Source organism: Pseudomonas sp. NGC7, from assembly GCF_047159675.1.
Lineage (GTDB): Bacteria > Pseudomonadota > Gammaproteobacteria > Pseudomonadales > Pseudomonadaceae > Aquipseudomonas > Aquipseudomonas kermanshahensis.
Genome location: NZ_BAAFZY010000001.1, coordinates 5,355,252 through 5,379,948, shown reverse-complemented (window position 1 = coordinate 5,379,948; position 24,697 = coordinate 5,355,252). Strand labels below are relative to the sequence as shown.

Annotated in this window: 18 protein-coding genes and 4 tRNA genes; 13 read left to right on the top strand and 9 right to left on the bottom strand. The window is 63.3% G+C overall.

The features are described 5' to 3' along the window. Positions 1-250: 250 nt before the first annotated feature. The 10 genes from ACMCNM_RS24040 to ACMCNM_RS23995 all read left to right on the top strand — a co-directional run bounded on the left by ACMCNM_RS24040 (position 251) and on the right by ACMCNM_RS23995 (position 13,029). Positions 251-327: transfer RNA gene (locus tag ACMCNM_RS24040), tRNA-Ile, on the top strand. Positions 328-351: 24 nt separating this feature from the next. Next, a tRNA-Ala gene (locus ACMCNM_RS24035) sits at positions 352-427 on the top strand. Positions 428-894: 467 nt separating this feature from the next. Next, positions 895-971 (top strand) — tRNA-Ile (locus ACMCNM_RS24030). A gap of 6 nt (positions 972-977) precedes the next feature. Next, positions 978-1,053: transfer RNA gene (locus ACMCNM_RS24025), tRNA-Ala, on the top strand. A gap of 344 nt (positions 1,054-1,397) precedes the next feature. Continuing rightward, complete coding sequence (gene recC, locus ACMCNM_RS24020) at positions 1,398-4,880, top strand: exodeoxyribonuclease V subunit gamma (RefSeq protein ID WP_412765556.1); 3,483 nt, start codon at positions 1,398-1,400, stop codon at positions 4,878-4,880. Continuing rightward, the gene (gene recB, locus ACMCNM_RS24015; protein WP_412765555.1) at positions 4,877-8,554 is read left to right on the top strand and encodes an exodeoxyribonuclease V subunit beta; all 3,678 of its coding nucleotides are present in this window, start codon (positions 4,877-4,879) and stop codon (positions 8,552-8,554) included. Before recC ends, recB begins: the two co-directional genes overlap by 4 nt. Beyond that, entirely contained in the window at positions 8,551-10,626 is a 2,076-nt protein-coding gene (gene recD / locus ACMCNM_RS24010; protein ID WP_412765554.1) for an exodeoxyribonuclease V subunit alpha, read from the top strand. The genes recB and recD overlap by 4 nt, the downstream gene beginning before the upstream one ends. 78 nt (positions 10,627-10,704) lie before the next feature. Next, positions 10,705-11,271: a YfiR family protein gene (locus ACMCNM_RS24005; protein ID WP_412765553.1), complete on the top strand. Its 567-nt coding sequence runs from the start codon at positions 10,705-10,707 to the stop codon at positions 11,269-11,271. Continuing rightward, entirely contained in the window at positions 11,268-12,536 is a 1,269-nt protein-coding gene (locus tag ACMCNM_RS24000; protein WP_186677973.1) for a diguanylate cyclase domain-containing protein, read from the top strand. Before ACMCNM_RS24005 ends, ACMCNM_RS24000 begins: the two co-directional genes overlap by 4 nt. A gap of 4 nt (positions 12,537-12,540) precedes the next feature. Continuing rightward, on the top strand, positions 12,541-13,029 hold the full coding sequence (locus ACMCNM_RS23995) for an OmpA family protein (RefSeq protein WP_412765552.1): 489 nt from the start codon (positions 12,541-12,543) through the stop codon (positions 13,027-13,029). 237 nt (positions 13,030-13,266) lie between these two features. Here ACMCNM_RS23995 and ACMCNM_RS23990 read toward each other — a convergent pair whose 3' ends face one another. Then, positions 13,267-14,217, bottom strand: coding sequence for a LysR family transcriptional regulator (locus tag ACMCNM_RS23990; protein WP_027595456.1), 951 nt, complete (start codon positions 14,215-14,217; stop codon positions 13,267-13,269). A 132-nt stretch (positions 14,218-14,349) separates the two neighbouring features. Between ACMCNM_RS23990 and ACMCNM_RS23985 the strand changes: the two genes are divergently transcribed. Continuing rightward, the gene (locus ACMCNM_RS23985) at positions 14,350-15,876 is read left to right on the top strand and encodes a CoA-acylating methylmalonate-semialdehyde dehydrogenase (RefSeq protein ID WP_085273919.1); all 1,527 of its coding nucleotides are present in this window, start codon (positions 14,350-14,352) and stop codon (positions 15,874-15,876) included. Positions 15,877-15,886: 10 nt separating this feature from the next. Next, positions 15,887-16,774 (top strand): 3-hydroxyisobutyrate dehydrogenase, encoded by an 888-nt coding sequence (gene mmsB, locus ACMCNM_RS23980; RefSeq protein WP_027595454.1) that lies wholly within the window; start codon positions 15,887-15,889, stop codon positions 16,772-16,774. A 230-nt stretch (positions 16,775-17,004) separates the two neighbouring features. Here mmsB and ACMCNM_RS23975 read toward each other — a convergent pair whose 3' ends face one another. Further along, positions 17,005-17,349, bottom strand: coding sequence for a cupin domain-containing protein (locus ACMCNM_RS23975; protein ID WP_003251579.1), 345 nt, complete (start codon positions 17,347-17,349; stop codon positions 17,005-17,007). 66 nt (positions 17,350-17,415) lie between these two features. Between ACMCNM_RS23975 and ACMCNM_RS23970 the strand changes: the two genes are divergently transcribed. After that, entirely contained in the window at positions 17,416-17,586 is a 171-nt protein-coding gene (locus ACMCNM_RS23970) for a DUF3077 domain-containing protein (RefSeq protein WP_081717523.1), read from the top strand. 277 nt (positions 17,587-17,863) lie between these two features. Here ACMCNM_RS23970 and ACMCNM_RS23965 read toward each other — a convergent pair whose 3' ends face one another. The 7 genes from ACMCNM_RS23965 to ACMCNM_RS23935 form a co-directional block, all read right to left on the bottom strand. Beyond that, a complete protein-coding gene (locus ACMCNM_RS23965) occupies positions 17,864-18,796 on the bottom strand; it encodes a phosphatidate cytidylyltransferase (RefSeq protein WP_027595453.1) in 933 nt (310 codons plus the stop codon). 1 nt (position 18,797) lies between these two features. After that, positions 18,798-19,421, bottom strand: a complete 624-nt coding sequence (locus ACMCNM_RS23960; RefSeq protein WP_027595452.1) for a lysophospholipid acyltransferase family protein — start codon at positions 19,419-19,421, stop codon at positions 18,798-18,800. 10 nt (positions 19,422-19,431) lie between these two features. Next, positions 19,432-19,863, bottom strand: coding sequence for a hypothetical protein (locus ACMCNM_RS23955; RefSeq protein ID WP_099455317.1), 432 nt, complete (start codon positions 19,861-19,863; stop codon positions 19,432-19,434). Further along, positions 19,860-21,182, bottom strand: coding sequence for a phosphatase PAP2/dual specificity phosphatase family protein (locus ACMCNM_RS23950; RefSeq protein WP_412765551.1), 1,323 nt, complete (start codon positions 21,180-21,182; stop codon positions 19,860-19,862). Before ACMCNM_RS23950 ends, ACMCNM_RS23955 begins: the two co-directional genes overlap by 4 nt. Continuing rightward, positions 21,179-22,936: a bifunctional alpha/beta hydrolase/class I SAM-dependent methyltransferase gene (locus tag ACMCNM_RS23945; RefSeq protein ID WP_085273923.1), complete on the bottom strand. Its 1,758-nt coding sequence runs from the start codon at positions 22,934-22,936 to the stop codon at positions 21,179-21,181. The genes ACMCNM_RS23950 and ACMCNM_RS23945 overlap by 4 nt, the downstream gene beginning before the upstream one ends. A gap of 30 nt (positions 22,937-22,966) precedes the next feature. Further along, on the bottom strand, positions 22,967-23,572 hold the full coding sequence (locus tag ACMCNM_RS23940; RefSeq protein ID WP_027595449.1) for a CDP-alcohol phosphatidyltransferase family protein: 606 nt from the start codon (positions 23,570-23,572) through the stop codon (positions 22,967-22,969). Between the two features lie 228 nt (positions 23,573-23,800). Further along, a complete protein-coding gene (locus tag ACMCNM_RS23935) occupies positions 23,801-24,682 on the bottom strand; it encodes a LysR substrate-binding domain-containing protein (RefSeq protein WP_412765550.1) in 882 nt (293 codons plus the stop codon). Positions 24,683-24,697: the final 15 nt, after the last annotated feature.

Sequence of the window (24,697 nt, the reverse complement as noted above, 5' to 3'; positions counted from 1 at the left end):
GTTGAAAAGGTGGTTGACAGCGCTACTAAACGCTGTATGATTCGCCTCCCGCTACGAGAGATCGCAGCGAGTCAAGTGTTTGAAGCTAAACGAGTTTCTCGCGAAAAACTTCAAAATAAAACAAGGTAGCCGTAGGGGAACCTGCGGCTGGATCACCTCCTTAATCGACGACATCAGCCTGCTGATGAGCTCCCACACGAATTGCTTGATTCACTTGTATAAAGACGATGCTGTAACGCGACCCTGTTATAGGTCTGTAGCTCAGTTGGTTAGAGCGCACCCCTGATAAGGGTGAGGTCGGCAGTTCAAATCTGCCCAGACCTACCATTACATGGTTCAGCCGTAGAATACGGGGCCATAGCTCAGCTGGGAGAGCGCCTGCCTTGCACGCAGGAGGTCAGCGGTTCGATCCCGCTTGGCTCCACCATTTTTCGCAGTATGCAGTCGCTTGTCAGAACTTAGAAATGAACATTCGTTGATGAATGTTGATTTCTGACTTTTGTCAGATCGTTCTTTAAAAATTCGGATATGTGATAGAAATAGACAGGTAGCCGTAGGGGAACCTGCGGCTGGATCACCTCCTTAATCGACGACATCAGCCTGCTGATGAGCTCCCACACGAATTGCTTGATTCATTGTTGAAGACGATCAAGGCCTTATATAGGTCTAATCTTTGTTCTTGATCAGAACTTAGAAATGAACATTCGTTGATGAATGTTGATTTCTGACTTTTGTCAGATCGTTCTTTAAAAATTCGGATATGTGATAGAAATAGACAGGTAGCCGTAGGGGAACCTGCGGCTGGATCACCTCCTTAATCGACGACATCAGCCTGCTGATGAGCTCCCACACGAATTGCTTGATTCATTGTCGAAGACGATCAAGACCCTATATAGGTCTGTAGCTCAGTTGGTTAGAGCGCACCCCTGATAAGGGTGAGGTCGGCAGTTCAAATCTGCCCAGACCTACCAGTATTTGGGGCCATAGCTCAGCTGGGAGAGCGCCTGCCTTGCACGCAGGAGGTCAGCGGTTCGATCCCGCTTGGCTCCACCACTCTTGCAGTACTTTGATCAAACTCAGAAATGAGCATTCGCTTCGAATGTTGATTTCTGGCTTTTGTCAGATCGTTCTTTAAAAATTCGGATATGTGATAGAAATAGACTGAACACTACTTTCACTGGTAGTGGATCAGGCTAAGGTAAAATTTGTAGTGTGGGGTTTCCCCATGTGAGAGTAGGTCATCGTCAAGATTCATTTCGCAAAACCCCTATCTGCGCGAGCAGGTAGGGGTTTTGTCTTTTGGGCTGGAAAAGATTTGTCGCCATGCCCGCCATAACCCCGGGCATGCCCCGTGATATGGTTCCGCATCAGAACCCACCGCTTCCAGGGAATGCTCAATGGTCAACACCACCGCCCTCCATCCCGGCTTCATGATCGTACATGGCAACCGCCTCGACGATTTGCGCAGCTTGGTGGTGAGCTGGATGCGGCGTTACCCGTTAGCGCCACTGGAAAACGAAATCGCCCTGGTGCAGAGCAACGGCATCGCCCAGTGGCTAAAACTGGCGCTGGCTGAAGACCCTGAAGAAGGGGACCTAGGCGGCTGTGGTATTGCCGCCGCGATCGATGTGCAGCTACCTGGTAGCTTCATGTGGCAGCTTTACCGGCGAGTGCTGGGCCGCGATGAGATCCCCGAAGTTTCCCTGCTCGACAAAGCACCGTTGACCTGGCGCCTCATGCGCTTGCTTCCGGCGTTGATCGAGCGCCCGCATTTCGAGCCCCTGCGCCGTTTTCTCACCGACGATAGCGACCTGCGCAAGCGTTACCAGCTTGCCGAGCGCCTGGCCGACCTGTTCGACCAGTACCAAGTCTACCGAGCCGATTGGCTCAAGGACTGGGCTGCCGGCGAGCACATCCTTAATACCGCCCGTGGCGAGCGTAAACCTTTGCCCCCTGGCAATCGCTGGCAGGCCGAATTGTGGCGGGCGCTGCTGGACGATGTCGGCGAGCAGGGCATGGCGCAAAGCCGTGCAGGTGTGCATCAACGGTTCATCGAGCGTATCAACAGCCTGGAGCAGGCACCTGTCGGCCTGCCATCGCGCGTGATCGTGTTCGGTATCTCCTCCCTGCCAGCGCAAGCATTGGAGGCTTTGGCGGGGCTTGCCCGGTTCAGCCAGGTACTGCTTTGCGTTCACAACCCGTGTCGCCATCACTGGGCCGATATCGTCGCCGACAAAGACCTGCTGCGGCATCAGTACAAACGTCAACAACGCAAGCAAGGCATGCCGCTTCTGCTGGATGACCAATCGCTACACCAGCATGCCCATCCGCTGCTGGCCGCCTGGGGCAAGCAGGGTCGTGATTACATCAACCTGCTCGACAGCTATGACGACCCCGGCAGCTACCGCGGCGTATTCAGCGAAGGGCGCATCGACCTGTTCAGCGAAGCTTCGCCGACCACGCTGCTCAACCAACTGCAAGATGACATCCTCGAACTGCGCCCACTGGCCGAAACCCGCGAACGCTGGCCGCAAGTCGACCTGGCGCAGGACCGTTCGATGCGCTTCCATGTCGCGCACAGCCCGCAACGCGAGGTGGAAATTCTCCACGACCAGTTACTGGCCCGCTTCAGCGCCGACCCTACGCTGCGCCCGCGCGATGTGATCGTGATGCTGCCGGCAATCGACGCTTATGCACCCCATATCCGCGCCGTGTTCGGCCAATTGCAGCGCAACGACCCGCGCTACATCCCATTCACCCTAACCGACCAAGGCCAGCGCGGTCGCGAGCCCTTGCTGATTGCCCTGGAGCACCTGCTCAAGCTGCCAGACAGCCGCTTTGCGGTCAGTGAAGTGCTCGACCTGCTGGACGTGCCGGCAGTACGGGCCCGCTTCGGTATCCGTGAAAGCGATTTGCCCACGCTTCATCGCTGGATTGAAGGTGCCGGTATCCGCTGGGGCCTGAACGCCGAGCAACGGGCCAGCCTCGGCCTGCCTGAAGGCCTGGAACAGAACAGCTGGCGTTTCGGCCTGCGGCGCATGTTGTTGGGTTATGCCGTAGGTGTGGGGGAGGGGTGTGATGGCATTGAGCCCTATGACGAAATCGGTGGCCTCGATGCGGCACTGATAGGCCCTTTGGTAGCCCTGCTGGACGCCCTTGAGGTGGCCTGCCAGGCACTGGCACAGCCGGCGACCGTCGGGGACTGGGGCGAGCGCTTGAATGCCTTGCTGCAGGTGTTTTTCCTGGCTGAGGGTGAGCACGATGAGTTTCTGCTGATGCAGTTGCAGGACCTGCGCGACGCCTGGCAGGAAGTGTGCGAAACCGTCGGCCTGCAAGATGCGCTACCGCTGACGGTGGTCCGAGAAGCGTTGTTGTCGGGGCTTGACCAAGGCAAGCTGTCACAGCGTTTTCTGGCGGGTTCGGTGAACTTCTGCACCCTCATGCCCATGCGCGCCATCCCGTTCCGCGTGGTCTGCCTGCTGGGCATGAACGATGGCGACTACCCCCGCGCCCAGCAGCCGCTGGACTTCGACCTGATGGCCAGCGACTACCGCCCCGGTGATCGCTCGCGCCGTGAAGATGACCGTTACCTGTTGCTTGAAGCGCTGCTGTCGGCACGGGATCAGCTTTATGTCAGTTGGGTCGGACGCAGCATCCGCGACAACAGCGAGCGCCCCGCCTCGGTGCTGATCGGCCAGTTGCGTGATCATGTGGCTGCCGGCTGGCGTTTGGCCGGTGCAGATGACGCGCCAGGCCAAGGGCCGGATGAGCGCTTGCTGCACGCCTTGACCCAGGAGCACCCGCTGCAGCCGTTCAGCCCGCGCTACTTCCAGAAGGGCAGCCCGTTGTTCAGCTTCGCCCATGAATGGCAGCTGCTGCATCGGCAAGGGCAGGACGCCACCCAGGTCGAGCCGGCTTTGCCTCCTTACGTCGACGACGAAGCACTGAGCCTGACGCAGCTGAACGATTTTCTTCGCCACCCGGTGCGGCACTTCTTCAGCCAGCGCCTGAAGGTGTTCTTCGAGGCCCTGGAGGCGCCGACGCCGGATGAAGAGCCGTTCGTCCTCGACACCCTGCAACGCTACAGCGCCAGTGAAACCCTATTGAATGCCGCGCTGGCCGACCCGGCGAATGCCGAGCAGGCCTTGCAGGTGCAGGCGCGCCGCCTGCAAGCGTGTGGCGTGTTGCCGCTTGCCGGTTTTGGCGCACTGTTGCAGGCCGATCTGATTCAGCCGCTGCCAGACCTGCTGCAACGCCATCGTCAGTTGTTGCAGCGTTGGCCACACCTGGTCGAAGGCGCATTGCCTGTGCATTACGAACAGGGCACGCACCGGCTGGAAGGCTGGCTAGGCCGGGTGTACCAGGCTGATGATCAAAGCCTGCTAAGCATCACCACCGTCCCGAACACCATCAGTGCCGGGCGCAACAACTATAAATGGCACCGGTTGATCGCACCCTGGGTCATGCACCTGGCTGCCTGCGCTGCGGGTTATCCGCTGAACAGTGCGCTGGTGGCCAGTGACCTGACCTTGCTCCTGGCACCTTTACCGCAAGACCAGGCGGCGCAATTGCTCGGCGACCTGTTGGTTGCACGCCAGGCCGCCATGAATGCGCCGCTGCCGGTGGCCGCCAAAACGGCCTTCGCCTGGCTGGCCCAGGACGATGCCGACAAAGCGCTGGCCGCGGCTGCTCGCGCCTATGAAGGCGATGAGCGCAACAGTTTTGGCGAGCGCAGCGAGAGCATCGCCCTGGCGCGGCAGTTCCGTGACTTCGCCGCGCTCACCGCCGACGAAACCTTTGAAGGTTGGTGCGAAACCCTGTACCGGCCCTTGTTCAACGCACCCTGGCAGGCCCTGGGCAACCCGGAGAGTGGCGCATGACCCAGGACCGTCCCCTGGCACTGAGTTTCCCCTTGCACGGCAGCCAGCTGATCGAAGCAAGTGCCGGTACCGGCAAGACGTTTACCATCTCGGCGCTGTACCTGCGGCTCATCCTCGGGCACGGGGGCGAACAGGCCTTCGGCCGTGAACTGCTGCCCCCGCAGATTCTGGTGGTGACCTTTACCGACGCCGCCACCAAAGAGCTGCGCGAACGTATCCGCGCCCGCTTGGCCGAGGCGGCGCGGTTCTTCCGTGGCGAGCTTGACGCTGCCGACCCACTGCTGCACCAGTTGCGCGACGATTACCCGCAAGAGGCTTGGCCACGTTGCGCCAGCCGCCTGGAAATCGCCGTGCAATGGATGGACGAAGCCGCAGTGTCGACCATCCACGGTTGGTGCCAGCGCATGCTTCGCGAGCACGCGTTCGACAGCGGCAGCCTGTTCACCCAGACACTCGAGACCGATCACAGCGATTTGCTGGGCCAGGTCATGCGCGATTACTGGCGCCGGTTCTGCTATGGCATGCAAGGTGAGGCCCTGGCCTGGGTGCGTGGGCATTGGGGCAGCCCCGACGCGCTGTTGCCGCGGATTCGCCCGCTGTTCGGCCGGGTACGGGCACAGCAGGACGGGCAAGCGCCCGAAGCGTTGATTCAAAACGCGCTTGGGCAACGTACCGAGCAGTTGGCTGCACTCAAGGCGCCCTGGGCACAATGGGCCGAGGAACTGCGGCAGATCTGCCGCGATGCCGTGGCCGCCAAGCAGGCCGACGGGCGCAAGATGCAGGCACGCTATTTTGAACCCTGGTTCGACAAGCTGTGCGCCTGGGCCGGCGACGAGCAGGCCGTGGAGCTCGATCTTGGCACCGGCTTCACCCGCCTGACGCCAGCGGGCATGGCCGAGGCCTGGAAGTCTGGCGAGCCACCCGATCACCCCGGGCTGCACGCCATGCAAACGCTGCAGCAACAGTTGCAGGCCCTCGCCAGCCCGGATGCGCAGTTGCTTGAACACGCTGCTGGCTGGGTGTCGGCGCGCTTCGAAGTGGAAAAGCGCCGGCGCGCCGAGATGGGCTTCGACGACATGCTGCTGCGGCTGCAACATGCCTTGGCCAGTGAGGCCGGCGAGCGCCTGGCCGGGTTGATTCGTGAGCAGTTCCCGGTAGCGCTGATCGACGAATTCCAGGACACCGACCCGGTCCAGTACGGGATTTTCGAGCGGATCTACCAGATCAGCGAGAACCGCCCTGAAACCGGGCTGTTCATGATTGGCGACCCCAAGCAGGCGATCTATGCCTTCCGCGGTGCCGACATCTATACCTACCTCGCTGCCCGGCGCGCCACCACCGGGCGTCTGCACAGCCTGGACACCAACTACCGTTCGAGCCAGGCCATGGTCGCGGCGGTCAACCAGGTGTTTCTCCAGGCCGAGGCCAGAAGCCAGGGGCGAGGGGCGTTTCTGTTCCGTGAAGCGCAAGACAACCCGTTGCCCTTCATCGAGGTCCGCGCCAAAGGCCGTAGCGAGCACCTGCTGGTGGACGGCCAGCCAAGCGCAGCCCTGCAATGCTGGCACCTGCAGAGCGAAGAGCCGGTATCGAGCAGCCTTTACCGCCAGCACCTGGCTGCCAGCTGCGCCAGCCATATTGTCGCCTTGCTCAACGGTGGGCAGCAGGGTACGGCGGGTTTCCGCAACGGCGAAGGTGAACTGCGCCCCTTCCTGCCTTCGGATATCGCCATTCTCGTGCGCGACGGCCACGAGGCACAGATGATCCGTGCCGAACTGGCCGCGCGTGAGGTGCGCAGCGTGTACCTGTCCGACAAGGACTCGGTGTTCGCCGCCCAAGAGGCGCATGACCTGCTGGCCTGGCTCAAGGCCTGCGCCGAGCCGGATTCGGAGCGCCTGCTCAAGGCCGCGCTGGCCAGCCTTACCCTCGACCTGTCACTGGCGGCGCTGGACAAGCTGAACCAGGACGAACGGGTGTGGGAAGACTGGGTCATGCGTTTTCGGCGCTATCGCGATACCTGGCAGCGCCAAGGCGTGCTGCCGATGCTGCGCCACTTGCTGCACGACTTCCAGCTGCCGCGCACGCTCATCGCCCGCAGTGACGGCGAGCGTGTGCTGACCAACCTGCTACACCTGGCCGAGCTGCTGCAACAGGCGGCGGGCGAGCTCGATGGCGAGCAAGCGTTGATCCGTCACCTGGCCGAACACCTGGCCAGTTCCGGTCAGGCCGGTGAAGAACAGATCCTGCGGCTGGAGAGCGACGAGCAACTGGTCAAAGTGGTGACCATCCACAAGTCCAAGGGCCTCGAATACCCCTTGGTCTACTTGCCGTTCATCTGCACCAGCAAGCCCGTGGACGGTACCCGTCTGCCCTTGGCCTGGCATGACAGCCAAGGCAACGCGCACCTGACGTTAACCCCTGATCAGGAGCAGATCGCACGCGCCGACGACGAGCGCCTGGCCGAGGACCTGCGTCTGCTCTACGTGGCCCTGACCCGCGCCCAGCATGCCTGCTGGCTTGGCGTCGCCGACCTCAAGCGCGGCAACCAGAAGAGCTCGCAACTGCACCGTTCAGCCCTCGGTTACCTGCTTGGCGGTGGCCTTGCGTTGCCGGGCTCTGGGCAATTGGCGGACTGGCTGCAGGCGTTGGCATCAAGCTGCCCGTACATTGAGTGCCCACCGCTGCCGCTGGCCGACGATCAGCTGTACCGCACGCCGCACGCCGAACGTGAGCTGCTGCCTGCGCGCAAGCCCCGGCGAGCTGCCGCCGAGCACTGGTGGATTGCGTCCTATAGTGCCTTGCGCGTCGGGGACCAGACCCTCGGTGCCGACAGCTCACAGGCTCAGCAACTACTGGATGACGAAGTCCTCGACGCCCAGCTGCTGCGTGAGGTGCCGGCTGAAGGGGGGGATATCCACCGCTTCCCACGCGGGCCAAACCCCGGCACCTTCCTGCATGGCCTGCTGGAATGGGCCGGCCGAGAAGGCTTCGCGGAGGTCAGCGGCAACCCCGAGCTGATCGAGCGCACGGTCGGCCAGCGCTGCAACCGCCGTGACTGGACCGGCTGGATCCCGACGCTGACGCCGTGGCTGCGCCAGTTGCTGAACGAACCGCTGCCTGTACTGGCCCACGACGTAAGCCTCACCCTGGCGGACCTGCGTCACTACCAGATCGAAATGGAGTTCTGGTTCGCCAGCCATCAGGTCGACGCCGAACAGCTCGATCAACTGGTGGCGCGTTATACGCACCCAGGCCAGGCGCGGCCGGCGGCACAGCCGACGCTGCTCAACGGCATGTTCAAGGGCTTCATCGACCTGGCCTTCGAGCTGGACGGGCGCTATTACGTGGCCGATTACAAATCCAACTGGCTGGGCCCGGACATCCAGTCCTACGACAGCCAGGCCATGGAAAAGGCCATCCTCGAGCATCGTTACGACCTGCAGTACGTGCTCTACCTGCTGGCCCTGCACCGCCAACTGCGCGCCCGCCTGCCTGACTACGATTACGACCGCCATGTCGGCGGCGCCCTGTTCATCTTCCTGCGCGGTGCCAACAGCAGCGGTCATGGCGTGTACTTCGTCAAGCCGCCGCGGGCACTGATCGAAGCCCTCGATGCGCTGTTCCGTGGCGAGCATGCACCCGCACAGCAGGACCTGTTTGCCGGAGCCGCACCATGAGCCGAACCCTCACCGACCTGCTGCCCACGCCGCTGCACGCCGAACACCTGCTGGCCCTGGCGCCGCAGCGTGTCAGCGCTGACCTGCTGCAACTGCTGGACCGTTGGGTCGAGCGTGGCTGGCTGCGAGCCCTCGACCGCGCGTTCGTGTCGTTTCTCGAAGAACGCGCCCCGGGCAGCGACCCCTTGCTGTTGCTGGCGGCTGCCCTGGCGAGCCATCAGCTGGGCCACGGCCATGTCTGCCTGGACTTGCAGCAAACCCTGGCCGAACCGGACTTTGCGCTGTCGCTGCCGCCAGAAGGCGACGCCTTGATCGGCCCCTTGCTGCTGCCTTCGCAATTGCTTGCAGACCTGGACCTTCAGGCCTGGCGCCAGCGCATCGCTGCCAGCTCACTGGTGGCCGCTGGCGACACGCCAGGCCAGCAGACACGGCCGCTGGTGCTCAGCGGCGAGCGCCTGTACCTGCGCCGCTACTGGAACTACGAACGGCGCATCGACCAGAACTTGCGCCAGCGCCTGAGCCAGGATGAAGCCGCACCGGCTGACTTGCCGGCGCGCCTGGCACAGCTGTTCGACGCGGGTGCCCTGGCCGGTCAGGTTGATTGGCAAAAGCTGGCGTGCGCCCTGGCGACCCGCGCCGGCTTCAGCATCATCACCGGCGGCCCTGGCACCGGCAAGACCACCACGGTGGTGCGCCTGCTGGCCTTGCTGCAGGCACCGGCGGTGGAGCAGGGCAGGCCTCTGCGTATTCGCCTGGCCGCGCCGACCGGCAAGGCCGCTGCGCGCTTGACCGAATCCATTGGCCAGCAGGTCGAGCGCCTGCACGTCAGTGCCGCCGTGCGCGGGCAGATCCCCACCGAGGTCAGCACCGTGCACCGGCTACTGGGCAGCCGCCCCGGGTCGCGGCATTTCCGTCATCACGCGGGCAACCCGTTGCCATTGGACGTGCTGGTGGTCGACGAAGCCTCGATGATCGACCTGGAGATGATGGCCAACCTCCTCGACGCCCTGCCACCCCGCGCACGGCTGATCCTGCTGGGTGACAAAGACCAGTTGGCCTCGGTCGAGGCGGGGGCGGTATTGGGTGACCTGTGCCGGGATGCCGAAGACGGCTGTTACTCACCCGCGACCCAGGCGTGGCTGGAGCAGATTGGTGGCCAGTCGCTGGAAGGCAGTGGTCTCAAACCCGGTGATGCGCAGCGCAATCCGCTGGCCCAGCAGGTAGTGATGCTGCGTTTCTCCCGGCGCTTCGGCGAAGGCAGCGGGATTGGCCAGTTGGCGCGGCTGGTCAACCGTCAGGAATCCCATGCGGCGCGCAATCTGCTCGCGATGCCACCGCCGGATGTCAACGGCCTGGCGCTGAAGAACGAACACGATCGCGCCTTCGACCGTCTACTGCTCGACGGCCTCAACCGCGGCGCAGAAGGGCCTCAAGGCTATCGCAGCTACCTGCGGACCCTGGGCCGCTATCGGCCGGCTCCGGCAACCGCGTTCGATGACCCGCTCTGGGAACAATGGGCAAGCAAGGTGCTGCACAGTTTCGAGGACTTCCAGCTGCTCTGCGCGGTACGCAGGGGCGCATGGGGTGTCGAAGGCCTTAACGAACGGGTGGCGCGGGTGCTGCACAACGCCGGGCTGATCGACGCTCAGCAGCCTTGGTATGAGGGCCGTCCGGTGCTGGTGACCCGCAATGATTATGGCCTGGGCCTGATGAACGGCGACATCGGCATCGCCTTGCGCCTGCCCGACGAGCGGGGCGAGCCCCTGCTACGGGTTGCCTTCCCGCGTAACGATGGCAACGGTGGGGTACGTTTCGTCTTGCCAAGCCGGCTCAACGAAGTGGAAACCGTGTTCGCCATGACGGTGCACAAGTCCCAGGGCTCGGAGTTCAGCCATACCGCCCTGGTGCTGCCGGACGCCCTTAACCCGGTGCTGACCAAAGAGCTTGTGTACACCGGCATCACCCGGGCCAAGCATTGCTTCAGTCTGATCGAACCACGGCAGGGCATCTTCGAGGAGGCGGTGTCGCGCAAGGTGCGGCGCATTTCCGGCCTGATGCTCGAACAGGTCTGACACTGGCCGTCAGGTACGATTGGCGGCCATGTGCTATCGTTGCGCCAACATCTGAAAGGACTTCGAGAGATTTCCCACATGACCGTGGCCGGAAGGCGAGTGACGCGCTGTACGCTTTCGCTGTTGCTGGCGGTCCTGTTACTACTGGCAGGCCCTGCCTGGGCGGAAACCTCAGCAACCGCTGTGCAGGCACAGCAACGTGCCAAGGCTGTTACCCAAGTGGTGTTGGGGATCTTCAGTTACGCCCGCTGGCCCATCGAGCCTGTGCCCCTGCGCCTGTGCCTGATCGGCCCCACCGAATACGCAGACGACCTGATCAAGGGTCACGTGCAGGAGTCCGGGCGGCCGCTGCAGGTGCGTCGGCTGCTGGCTGACGATGCGCAGGTTGCCCAGGCCTGTGATGCCATCTACATCGGTAAACTCGATCAGGGCCAGCGCGACCGCTTGTTCCAGCGTGTCAGCGGCCATCCAGTGCTGAGCATCAGCGAGGCCGACGACCCGTGTACGGTCGGCAGCCTGTTCTGCCTGCGGGTCAGCGACCAGCAGGTCGCCTTTGAAGTGAACCTCGATTCCGTGGCCCGTTCCGGCGTACGCATCCACCCCAGCGTGCTGCAATTGTCGCGGCGCCGAGGTGCGCAGCCATGAAAACGACCAACAGGCGTATTCGCCCGACCTTGCGTTCAGTGCTCGGCCGTGGCCACCTCAGTGTCGCCCTGCTCGCCGTGGGCCTGGTCGGTATTTCGCTGACCGTGCTGGGCGTGCTTGCCTTGCAGGTCTATGCCAACCACAACCTGCACCTGATCGCCCGCTCGATCACCTACACCGTCGAAGCCGCCGTGGTATTCGACGACAGCGTTGCGGCCAGTGAGGCGCTGGCACTGATTGCCAGTACCGAAGAGGTGGCCGACGCCAAGGTCTTCAACAATGAAGGCGAGCAACTGGCCCACTGGCAACGCAACGACAGCGGCATGCTTGCGCACCTGGAAACCCAGGTCGCCACCGCGCTGCTGGACGAGCCGGCCAACCTGCCGATCATTCACCAGCAGCAAAAGGTCGGGCATATCGAACTGATTGGCCAAGGCCGTAGCCTGTTGTTGTTCCTGCTCGGCGGGTTGGGCGGGATCCTGTTGTGCATGGTACTCAGCGCCGTCATCGCCCTGTACTTGTCGCGGCGCCTGCTCGGCAACATCGTTCGCCCATTGCGTGCCCTGGCCAGCGTTGCCCATGCTGCCCGCCGTGAACGTCGTTTCGACCGCCGTGTGCCAGAAGCCCCGATTGCCGAGCTTAACGAGCTGAGTAACGACTTCAACGCCTTGCTCGATGAACTGGAGGTGTGGCACAGCCACCTGCAGAGCGAAAACCAGACCCTTGCTCACCAGGCCAGCCACGACAGCTTGACCGGCCTGCCCAACCGCGCCTTTTTCGAAGGCCGCCTCAGCCGCAGCCTGCGCAACGCTGCGCGGCAGCAAGATCATCTGGCGCTGCTGTTCCTCGACAGTGACCACTTCAAGCAGATTAACGACAGCCTCGGCCATGCCGTGGGCGATGAAGTGCTGATCAGCGTGGCCGACCGCATTCGCGCCCAACTGCGTGAGCATGACCTGGTGGCGCGCCTGGGCGGCGACGAGTTCGCGGTGTTGCTGACGCCGCTGCAGTCGCGCTCAGACGCCGAACTCATCGCCGAGAAAATCGTCGCCAGCATGAAACTGCCGGTACAGCTGGACAGTGGCAGCAGCATTGCCACCTCGCTGAGTGTCGGCATCGCCTTTTACCCCCAGGATGGCACTGACCCTGCCAGCCTTCTGGACGCCGCCGATGCGGCAATGTACCAGGCCAAGCGTAAGCACCGTGGCCATTGGCAAGTGGCGCAGACGGAACGGTCCGCCACCGAAATCAAGAACAGGAGTTGAACCCGTGATTCATCGTTTGCGTTTTCCCCTTTGGGCGTTGCTGCTTGCCATGCTGGCGCTTACCGGTTGCCAGACCACACCCAAGGGGCTGACTGCCGATCAAATCGCCGTGCTCAAGCGTGAAGGCTTTGCCCCGACTGATGAAGGTTGGGCCTTTGACCTGTCCGGCAAGGTACTGTTCGGCAGTGACCTGGACAGCCTCAATGGCCAGAGCCAGGCGATCGTCGAGCGAATTGGCAAAGCGTTGCTGGGCGTAGGTCTCCAACGCGTGCGGGTGGATGGCCACGCGGATGCGTCGGGCAGGGCCACCTATAACCAGCAATTGTCCGAGCGCCGCGCACAGAGCGTGGCCAGAACGCTGATCGGCGTCGGCATGCCCGCGCAGAACATCCAGACCCGCGGCCTGGGCAGCACCCAGCCGGTGGCGGACAACCGCAGCGCCGCCGGGCGCACCGAAAATCGACGCGTATCGATCATCGTGGCGTCCTACTGAACAGACCCCCCCTGTAGGTTTTGTACGAAAAGTATGGTCATCCGTCGTTGTGGGAGTGGGCTTGCCCCGCGATCTGCCGCAACGCGGCAGCAAAGCCTGAATTCGCGGCGTCTTTGCACTATTTGATATCGGGTATAGGAGCGCTTCGCACTCCATCGCGGGGCAAGCCCGCTCCCACAAAACGTTCGTACAGAGCCTAATACTGGTTAGGATGGGGCACCCTGACTCCTTGTCGATCTACCCCTGAGCAAACCGCATCTCGCGCGTCTCGCCCATCAACAACGGCGCATTCGCCTCGGTCACCTCGCGAATGTAATCCCACAACAGGGTTATCCGCTTCAGCTTCCTCAAGTCCTCCCGGCAATACATCCAGAACTGCCGCGTCACCTCGATCTCCGCCGGTAACACCGTCACCAGCCGCGGGTCCTGCGCCGCCAGAAAACACGGCAAGATTGCCAGCCCACGCCCCTGCAATGCCGCGGTGTACTGGGCAATCACGCTGGTACTGCGCAAATGCGCATTGGCATTGGGAATCAGGTTGGCCAGGTACAACAGCTCCGAACTGAACGCCAGGTCATCCACATAACTAATGAACGGGTGCTTCGCCAAGTCCCCGACCTGCCGAATCGGCGCGTGGTTATCCAGGTATGTCTGGGTTGCGTACAGCCGCAGCCGGTAGTCGCACAGCTTGCAGCACACATAGGGGCCGTGTTCAGGGCGTTCCAGGGCGATGACGATATCCGCCTCGCGCTTGGACAGGCTGATGAAGTGCGGCAACGGCAAGATATCCACCGAAATGGCCGGATACGCATCGACGAAGTGGCTTAATTGCGGCGTGACGAAGAAGCTGCCAAAGCCTTCGGTGCAGCCCATGCGCACATGCCCCGACAACGCCACGCCCGACCCCGAAACCTGCTCGCACGCCATGTGCAAAGTGCTTTCGATCGACTCGGCATAACCCAGCAGGCGCTGGCCTTCGGCGGTCAGGACGAAGCCGTTGGTCCGGGATTTTTCGAACAACAACGTGCCCAGCGCACCCTCCAGCGAGGTGATGCGCCGTGACACCGTGGTGTAGTCGACGCTCAGGCGCTTGGCGGCGCTACTGGCTTTGCGGGTGCGGGCCACTTCGAGGAAGAACTTCAGGTCGTCCCAGTTGAGCGCGCTCAGGGATGTGAGGTCTTTTTGCATGATGATCCGGTTTTTTTGTGCGTTCTTGTTGGATGTTTGCACATCTATACTCGAAAAAAGCCCCAGAACGCCACCTCGCGTTTGCACGGCGCTGGCGATCTCGACCCGACAATAATTCCAAGGAGAACCCAGATGAACGCACCTCAATCCCCCGACCAGACCAAGGTCGCGCAGGTCAAGCTGCTGATCGATGGCCAATGGGTCGAATCCAAGACCACCGAATGGCGCGACATCGTCAACCCGGCCACCCAAGAAGTGTTGGCGCGGGTGCCCTTCGCCACCGTCGAGGAAGTCGACGCTGCCGTGGCCGCTGCCCATCGCGCCTTCAAGACCTGGCGTGACACCCCAATCGGCGCGCGTATGCGCATCATGCTCAAGCTGCAGGCGCTGATCCGCGAACACACCAAACGCATCGCCCAAACCCTCAGCGCCGAGCAGGGCAAAACCCTCGCCGATGCCGAAGGCGACATCTTCCGCGGCCTGGAAGTGGTCGAGCACGCCGCTTCGATCGGCACCCTGCAGATGGGCGAGTTCGCCGAGAACGTTGCCGGCGGCGTCGACACCTACACCCTGCGCCAGCCGATTGGCGTGTGCGCGGGCATCACCCCGTTCAACTTCCCGGCCATGATCCCGCTGTGGATGTTCCCCATGGCCATCGTCTGCGGCAACACTTTCGTGCTCAAACCTTCCGAGCAGGACCCGCTGTCGACCATGATGCTGGTGGAGCTGGCGCTGGAAGCCGGCGTGCCGGCCGGTGTGCTCAACGTGGTGCATGGCGGCAAGCAGGTAGTGGATGCGATCTGCACCCATCAAGACATCAAGGCGATCTCGTTCGTCGGCTCTACCGAAGTCGGCACCCACGTCTACAACCTGGGCAGCCAGCACGGCAAGCGCGTGCAGTCGATGATGGGCGCGAAGAACCACGCCGTGGTGCTGCCTGACGCTAACCGCACCCAAACCGTCAACGCCTTGGTCGGCGCGGCCTTTGGCGCTGCCGGCCAGCGCTGCATGGCAACCTCCGTGGCGGTGCTGGTGGGCAAGGCCCGCGAGTGGCTGCCGGACATCAAAGAGGCCGCGAGCAAGCTCAAGGTCAATGCCGGCTCTGAGCCGGGCACCGATGTCGGGCCGGTGGTGTCCAAGCGGGCCAAGGAGCGGGTACTGGGCTTGATCGAAAGCGGCATCAAGGAAGGCGCCAAGCTCGAACTCGATGGCCGCGGCGTCACGGTGCCGGGCTATGAGCAAGGCAACTTCGTTGGCCCGACCCTGTTCTCTGGGGTGAAAACCGACATGCAGGTCTACACCCAGGAAATCTTCGGCCCGGTGCTGGTGACCTTGGAAGTCGACACCCTCGATGAAGCCATCGCGCTGGTCAACAGCAACCCGTTCGGCAACGGCACCGGCCTGTTCACCCAGAGCGGCGCGGCTGCGCGCAAGTTCCAGAGCGAGATCGACATCGGCCAGGTCGGCATCAACATCCCGATCCCGGTACCGGTACCGTTCTTCAGCTTCACCGGCTCGCGCGGCTCCAAGCTGGGTGATCTCGGCCCTTACGGCAAGCAAGTGGTGCAGTTCTACACTCAGACCAAGACCGTCACCGCCCGCTGGTTCGATGACGACAGCGTCAATGACGGTGTGAACACCACCATCAGCCTGCGCTAAGGAGTTCGCCATGCGTATTGCATTCATCGGCCTGGGCAACATGGGCGCGCCCATGGCCCGCAACCTGATCAAGGCCGGGCATCAGCTGAACCTGTTTGACCTGAACAAGACCGTGCTGGCCGAGCTCGCTGAACTGGGCGGGCAGGTCAGCCCATCGCCCAAGGAAGCGGCGGCCAACAGTGAGCTGGTGATCACCATGCTGCCGGCCGCAGCCCATGTGCGCAGCGTCTACCTGAACGATGATGGCGTGCTGGCGGGCATACGCCCCGGCACGCCGACCGTGGACTGCAGCACCATCGACCCGCAGACCGCCCGCGAGGTGTCCAAGGCTGCAGCGGCCAAGGGCGTCGACATGGGCGATGCGCCGGTGTCCGGTGGTACGGGCGGCGCGGCGGCCGGCACCCTGACCTTCATGGTCGGTGCCAGTGCCGAGCTGTTTGCCACGCTCAAACCGGTGCTGGAGCAGATGGGCCGCAACATCGTGCACTGTGGTGAGGTCGGCACAGGGCAGATTGCCAAGATCTGCAACAACCTGCTGCTGGGCATCTCGATGATCGGCGTGTCAGAGGCCATGGCCCTGGGTAACGCACTGGGCATCGACACCAAGGTGCTGGCCGGCATCATCAACAGCTCGACCGGGCGTTGCTGGAGTTCAGACACGTACAACCCGTGGCCCGGCATCATCGAGACCGCACCGGCCTCACGCGGTTACACCGGCGGCTTTGGCGCCGAATTGATGCTCAAAGACTTGGGGCTGGCTACCGAAGCTGCACGCCAGGCGCACCAACCGGTGATTCTGGGTGCCGTGGCACAGCAGCTGTATCAGGCAATGAGCCTGCGCGGGGAGGGTGGCAAAGACTTCTCGGCCATCGTCGAGGGGTACCGCAAGCAGGATTGACGAGCGAGGTGTATTTCATCGCGGGCCAGGCGGCCTTCCCTCTGTAACTGCGCACCAGAGGGAAGGGCACCTGATCCGCGATTTTTTTTGCCCGAACGTGCTGGTGAAGCCTCTTGTAGGAGCAGCCTTGTGCTGCGAAGAGGCCAGCCAAGGCAACACAATTGCTATGCCTGGTTTGGCCCTTTCGCAGCGCAAGGCTGCTCCTACAGGGGGATGTGTAGCCTAAGGAATCAGGCGAACACGAAGTACTTGCGCACGGTTTCGACCACTTCCCAGGTGCCTTTCATCCCAGGTTCGATCACGAATACATCACCGGCTTTCAGGTGCTTCGGCTCTTCGCCTTCTGGGGTGATGATGCAGTAGCCGTCGAGGAAGTGGCAGAATTCCCACTTGTCATAGTTGACCTCGAACTTGCCCGGGGTGCAGATCCAGGTACCCATGATTTTGCTGCCGTCGGCCGACAGGTAGGCGTTCAGGTTGACGGTGTGCGGATCGCCGCCGATGCGCTTCCACTTGGTGGCGTCCACGACCGGCGTCGGGCAGGTTTCGCGCAGGACGGTGATGAAATCGGACATGGCACAACTCCTGGTGACTGGCTGAATGACTCGACACCATAGGGCCATTGGCCGCGCCGCAGTTGCCTGGGCTCGACGTCCAGGTGCCTGACTGCGCTATGTGGATCAGCGGCAGCTCTGACACTGGAGTCGGCCCTGGCGGAGCAGGGCGGGGGCAGCTTGATGTGGGCGGCGCACTACCTGAGTGGTATGGCCAAAGCATTGCTGGATGATGCGGCGCAGGGGTTAGAAGGCTGAGCTATGTGTCGGTTGGGCCGGCCTCTTCGCGGGTAAACCCGCTTGTATGGTTAGACTTGAAGGGGTGGTGGGACTAAATGCCCGATTCTGACTGTTCGCAGCAGTACAGACCGTGGGAGACATCGCCCCACCTCGCGTAGCATTCGCCCTGATGAAAAATCAGGACGAATATGTCACCAAAGCGAGCAAACCGGCTTGCTGAAAACCATAGAATCTCCCACAGGGATTGGCGTTGCACCTGTGGGGGCAGGTTTACCTGCTAAGAGGCGCATCTTTCTCAAGCCCACCAATACCGCACAAAGTGGAAAAACACCGGCGCCGCAAAGCACACCGAGTCCATCCGGTCGAGCATGCCGCCGTGGCCTTCGATCATGTGCCCCCAGTCTTTCACCCCGCGGTCACGCTTGATCGCCGACATGACCAGCCCGCCGAAGAAGCCCATGGCGTTCACGGTCAGGGCCATCAGTGCCGCCTGCCAGAAGTTGAACGGGGTAATCCAGCACAGCAGGGCGCCGATCAGTGTGGCCAGTGCCACGCCACCGACGAGGCCTTCGAGGGTTTTCGAGGGCGATAGGTTGGGCGCCACCTTGCGTTTGCCGAACAGCTTGCCGCACACGTATTGCAGCACGTCGCTGATTTGCACCACGAGGATCAGCCAGGCGATCAGCAGCAGGTTGCGGCCCTCGAACCCGGGGATGTCGAGGGTCATCAGCGCGGGCACCGAAGACACGCAATACACCGCGATCATCAGCCCCCATTGCACCTTTGATGCGCGCTCGAGAAAGCGCGTGGTGTCGCCGCCGAAACTGGCAAGGATCGGCAGCAGCAAAAACAGATAAACCGGGATGAAAATACTGAACAAGCCATACCAGTCCATGGCGATCAGCACGTACTGCACCGGCAGCGCCACATAGAACGCCGCCACCAACGCCGGGTAGTCGCTGCGCCGGGTGGGGGTGAGGGTCATGAACTCGCGCAGCGCATAGAACGACACGCCGTAGAACAGCACGATCACGCCGTACTTGCCGAACAGGAAGGCGATGCCGATCACCAGCACCATCACCCACCAGGCGTTGATGCGGGCGTTGAGGTTGTCGATCACCGCATGCGGCGCGGGGCCGGCACGCCACTTGAGCAGGCGGCCGATCACGCTGGCGAGCAGCAGCAGGGCGCCGATGCCGGCGAACAGCGAAAGGGTATTGTCGTCCATGTCAGGCATCCTTCGGCGCCAGGTTCAGCAGGGCCTGGCTGGCCCGCTCGAGAAAGGCCTGCTTGTTTTCATCAGCCAGCAGGTGGAGAGGTTCGCCAAAGCTCAGCGTGCACAGCAGCGGCAATGGCAGGGCGCGGCCCTTGGGCATGACCCGGTTGAGGTTGGCGATCCACACCGGCACCAGCTCGACGTCGGGGTTGGCCGCAGCCAAATGGTACAGGCCGCTTCTGAATGGCATGAGCGGCTCATCGCCCAGGTTGCGGGTGCCTTCCGGGAAGAAGATCAACGAATCGCCCTGGGCCACGGCCTCAAGAATCGGCTGCAGGGGGCTGCCTTGGCCTTCTGCGCGCTGGCGGTCGATCAAGACGCCGTTGAACACCTTGCGGATGAGAAAGTCGCGAATACCGGGCTTCGCCCAGTAGTCGGCCCCGGCCACCGGGCGGGTGCGCCTGCGCAAGGGTTCTGGCAGCGAGGCCCAGAGCAGCACGAAGTCGCCGTGGCTGCTGTGGTTGGCGAAGTACAGGCGTTGCACCGGCTGCGGTGTGCAGCCGAGCCATAACGCACGGGCGCCAGTGATCAGCCGGGCGGCCGAAGTGATGACGAAAGCGGTCAAGGTCGCAAGCATGGGGCGGTGGTCATCCGGTAAAGGGCAATGTCAGCAGGGTAGCCAAGGCCAGCAACAGTTGTAGGCCCAGGCACATGGCTTGGCGGCGCAGCAGGGCTAATGCGGCTTGGCTGCGAGCGGGCCAGTCGCGGCTATCCTTGGCGTGCGGTTTCAGGTTGAGGTCGAACAAGGCACGGTCCAGCGCTTGCGTGTCTGCAGGTAGGTCTTGGCTGGCGCCAAGGTGGGCGAACAGTTCGGCGTCCAGGGCCACGCGGATGGCCCAGTACTTGTGCAGCACGCCGAGCGCCAGCAGCAGCGCGCACAGCAGGCTGCCCAGTGGCGGCAGCGCGGCGCCCAGCAAGGGCGCCAGGCCAACGCCCAGGGCGAGCAGCGTGATGCCGTCCGACAGGCGCTCCAGCTGGCGGCCCCGGGCCAGTAGGCTGGCAGTCAGATGCAGGTTCATCGCTGTGCGCCAAGTTGTTGCAAGGCCTGTCGATGGGCCGCGTGCAAGACCACGCCAGCGCGTGCGCTGCGTATCCGCTGTTCAGCTTGGTCAGCATCGGCGCAGCGCCCCGTGAGTACCAGCCAGGCCGCCACGGCGCTGGCGCTGCGCGAATATCCCAGAGCGCAACAGACCAGCAGAGGGCCTTGCTGGCGTAACTGCTCGATAGCGTTTGCAGCTTCGTGCAACAGGTTGCTGTCGGGCACGATCAGGTCCAGGGTGGGAAGCGAGCGGTAGTTCTGAGCGGTGAGAGCGGCCCCAGTGCGGCACGGCAGTTCGGCGCAAAGGTCGACGATGGCAGCGAACTGCGCGCCCTCACCACGGCCAGGAATCCGCCCCAGGAATACCCTGTCACACACCTCATCCGCCTGCGGATGGCGCCGTGTCCAGACCCTGGAATTGATCCACGCCCCGATCAGATAGGGCAGCAGCAGCCAGGTCGCGGCGCTGGACAAGCGCCCATCGGCGCCCTTCTGAAAACCACCCGCGCCGAACAAACCGTAATTCAGTGCCACCCACAACAGCGCCACGGCTGGCCAAGACAGCCACAACCCGGCACCGCCCACCGCGTACGCCAGCCCCGCGCACAGCAAGGCCCCAACGCCATAACACAGCGCCAGCCGCTGGCATTTGCCATCGTGCGCAAGGCGGGCCTGCTGCCATGGCAGGCGACCTTGCCACGGCCATAGCCATAAGCAGACAAACCCTGCCAATGCCCCAGTGGGCACGTCGATGAAGTGATGCTGCCAAGTGGTCAGCACCGACACGCCGATCAACGCCATCCAGCCATGCATCACCCAGCGCCAGGGCTGGCGCTGCACGTGCCGGGCGAACATCGTCCAGATGATCACCAGCAACGCGATGTGCAGCGAAGGTGCCTGGTTGTAAGGCTTGTCGAAGCCCATCAGCACATCGAACAGCCAGCCGAACAGCCCAGCCATTTCTGGCCGTTCGAAGGTGAACCGCAGCGGCCAGAGCAGGAAGCAACTGACGCTGATCACCTGTGCCGTGAGCAGCGCCAGGGCATGCCGGTCCATCTCTTGGCGCGTGCGTGGCAGCAGGAAGGACAACCCGTACAGCAGGTCGATCGACCAGTACGGGATGATCGTCCAGGGCCACAGCGGCATGCCGTGCTCCCAGCCGAACACCAGGCTGCCGACATCACTGCGGCTGGCGGTGTGAGTGTTCACCAGCCCATAGCTGAGGAAGAAGAACGGCCCCAGCAGCAACAGCCAGAACACGCCCCGCCGAATCAGCCCGGGCTCACGCGTTGGGTTCATTCACGCACCCGTTGCGCCAGGCTGACGCTGAAGATGCCCCATTCGTCGATGCGCTGGGCCAGCTTGCGGAAGCCCGCTGCCTCGACCAGTTGGTCCATCTCTGCCTGGCTGCGCCGGCGCATCACCCACGCCTCGCCGCCACGATGGCTGGTCAGGGCACGCGCGATCATCTCCAGTTGAGGGTGCCAAGGTTGGCCTGTGTAGACCAGGTAACCGCCTGCTTCGACGGCATCGGCAAGGCCGGCCAGGGAATTGCTCACCAACGCGTTGCTGGGGAACAGTTCGTACAGGCCAGACACCACGGCCAGCGTAGGCCCAGGCTGCAGCGCGGCGAGGCTTGCGCGGTCGAAGGCATCGCCCTGGACGAAGCGAGCAACCTCGGCCAGGCCTTTTTCGGCGATCAATGCGCTGCCTTGTTGCACGTTCAGTTCGCTGTAGTCGCGCAGCAGGATGGAGTCCGGCCGTTGTTCGAGTTCCTCCAAGGCTTCGAGGATGTAACGGCCGTGGCCGGCGGCGATGTCGACGATATGCACCGGCCGCTGCTCGGCGCGCAGGCGGGCAATGGCCTCGCGCAGCAGTTCTTCGACGTGCAGTTTGCGCTGACGAATGCCGCGCCAGCCGATGGCGTTGAGGTAGTTCTGGTCGACCATGCGGCCCAGCTTGCCTTTGCCCGTCGGTTGGTTGCGGTAGACGTAGTCGAGGGTGCTGCCAGAGTCGAAGCCGGTGTCGAACCCCAGCTTCACGCCCTCGGCCAGCCCTTTGCCCAGGCGCAGGCTGGCACGGGTGGCGCGCCAGTAGAGGTCGCGCGGCGAGTTGCGTGGCAAGGGCGCGGCCAGGCTTTCGGCTTCGGCGCAGCTGGCGCCGACCTTGTCGGCATCGAGCAGAGAAGGCGCGGTAACAGGGCTGTCGAAGCAATGTGCGACGAAGCGCTCGATGCGCTTCAGCGCATGGGCGCGGTCGCGTTCACCGAGGGTGTCATGGAAAAAGCCCGGGAGGATGTGCATTTCTTTACGTGCACTGCCCAGGCGCTCGAAAAAGCGCTCCTGCGGTTTGCGCTCGACCACAAGGTCCGCGCCAGAGACCAGCAACTGCGTCGGTACCTGAATAGCCTGGGCGTCAGCCACCACACGGTCGGCGGCTTCGTACAGGCCCAGCAGCATGGTCACCGAAATCGGCCGGCTGATCAGCGGGTCGGCCACGTACGACATGACCCGCTCGGGGTCATGGGTAAGCAGGCGCGGCTTGACGTAACTGTTGACGAAGAAGTTGCCGCGCACGGCCTTGAGCAGCTTCAGGCCGGGCCGTGCGAAGGGCACATACAGCTTGACCTTGAACGCCGGCGAGGCCAGCACCAGGCAGCGTACCTTGGGCGCGTAGTCGTGGGCCCAGGTGGCGATCAGCACGGCGCCGACGCTTTGCGCCAGCACCACCATGTCGTGCTCGGCGATGCCGTGCACGGTCTGCAGATGCTCGATGAAGGTCTGCACGTCGCGCACGCTGGTGGCAAACCCTGGGCTGTCGCCGCGGGCGCCCGGCGACTGGCCGTGGCCGCGGGCATCCCAGGCGAAGAAATCGTAGCCCGGCATGTCCAGTTCGTCGGCCAGGTGGGCCATGCGCCCGCCGTGTTCGTGGCCACGGTGGAACATCACCACGGCGCGGCGCGGCTGGTGTTCATTGCGTGTCGCGGGCCAATGACGGTAGTGCAACTCGACACCGTCATGGGTAGAGAAATGCAGCGATTGCGCTTGGCGCATGGCGAGAATCCTTGTCCGGCGGCGATGGGCTCAGCGGGCTTCGACCAGCCCTTGGCGAACCCGGTTGTAGAGGGTATAGAGCGAGAGCGCGAAGATGACCAGCAAGAGGCCGTTGAGCCAGGTGGCGTTGAGCAGGCCGAACGCAACGCCGGTGCCCAGCACGCCAAAGGCGAATGCCCGGTCGCTCTTGCCCATCGGCCCGTCGTAGCGGCGCGAGGCGCCTGCCAGCGGGCCCATGACGCCGGCGTATTCGCTGAAGGTCGCACTCAGCACCACCAGCACCACCAAGCTGGGCCAGACGCCAGCCAGCAGGGCGAATGGCAAGTACAGCGCGGCGTCGGCGATCACGTCGCACAGTTCGTTGAGGTAGGCACCGAGCCTGGATTGCTGGCCGAATTCCCGCGCGAGCATGCCGTCCACGGCGTTGAGCGCCATGCGCAGCAACATCCACAGCGGGATCAGGATGAACAGCCAGGTGATGTGGCTGAACCCGGCCAGCAGCAGGCCCAGCAGGACCGAGACCAAGGCGGCGGCGACGGTGACCTGGTTGGCCGTGACGCCACGGTCGTAGAGGCGCTTGACGCCGGGCCGGAGCAAGGCCTGGAAGCGGGGCTTGAGCTGGTAGATCGAGGGCACTTGGAACTCCTTTTCGTGGTGCAGCGTGATTGTGGGCAAAGAGCCCCGGTGGCCGCAAGCGCCGGAGCAGATTTACGCCTATTCGTGTAGGAGCGGCCTTGCGTCGCGAACGGGGCGCGCAGCGGCCCCAGAATTCAGGGTCCTTGCAGATATTGCTGGGGCCGCTGCGCAGCCCTTTCGCGACGCAAGGCCGCTCCTACAAAAAACGTGCATTGAGCGAATGTAGCCTCAGCCTGCCAAGCGCTTGACCAAGTTCGCCGCATACCCTGGCAACGCTGCAAAGTCCCGCGCGCACACCATCAACTGGCGGTTGGCCCAGTCCTCGCGAAGCGCCACCCAGTGCAGCGGCAGCAGCCCTTGCCAGCGTTGCACCGAAGCCAAGGGCACAACGCCGACCCCGGCGCCCCCCGCGACCATGCGCAGCACCCCATCGAAGCCATCGGCTCGTACCCGTACGCGCATCCGCAAGCCTTCACGCAGGGCCTGTTCCTCCAGGTACAAGGCCAATGCGCTGTCTGCTCCCAGCCCGACATGACCATGGGCCAGGCTGTCGATGAAGCTCGGCGCAGGGTGTGCCGCCAGCGGATGCGCAAGGGGGGTCACCAACACCAGTGGGTCATCGCGAAAGGGCAGGGTCTGCAAATGCTCGCTGGGCGCCGCAGTCGAAATGATCCCCAGGTCGGCGATGCCTTGGGTAATCGACTGCACGATGCGCAAGCTTGGCAGCTCTTGGACATCGACACTGACGCCGGGGTTCTGTGCCAGATAACTGGCCAGCAATTCGGGCAGGTACTCGGTCAGCGCCGCGGTGTTGCACAACAGCCGCACCTGGCCCTGCAGCCCCTGGGCGTACTGGCTCAGGTCGAATTGCAGGCGCTCCACTTGCTGCGCGATCAGGCGGGCATGCTGCAACAGCGCCTGCCCGGCAGGCGTCGGTTGTACGCCGCGGCGATTGCGCGCTAGCAATTGCGTACCCAGGGACGCTTCCATCGCGCGGATGCGCGCACTGGCAGCTGGCAGCGACAGATGGCTGCGCCGGGCGCCGGCAGTGATGTTGCCGCATTCCAGGGTGTGCCGGAAAAGCGCGAGGTCGATCAGGTCGAAATGCATGTGCCTCTGTCCTGG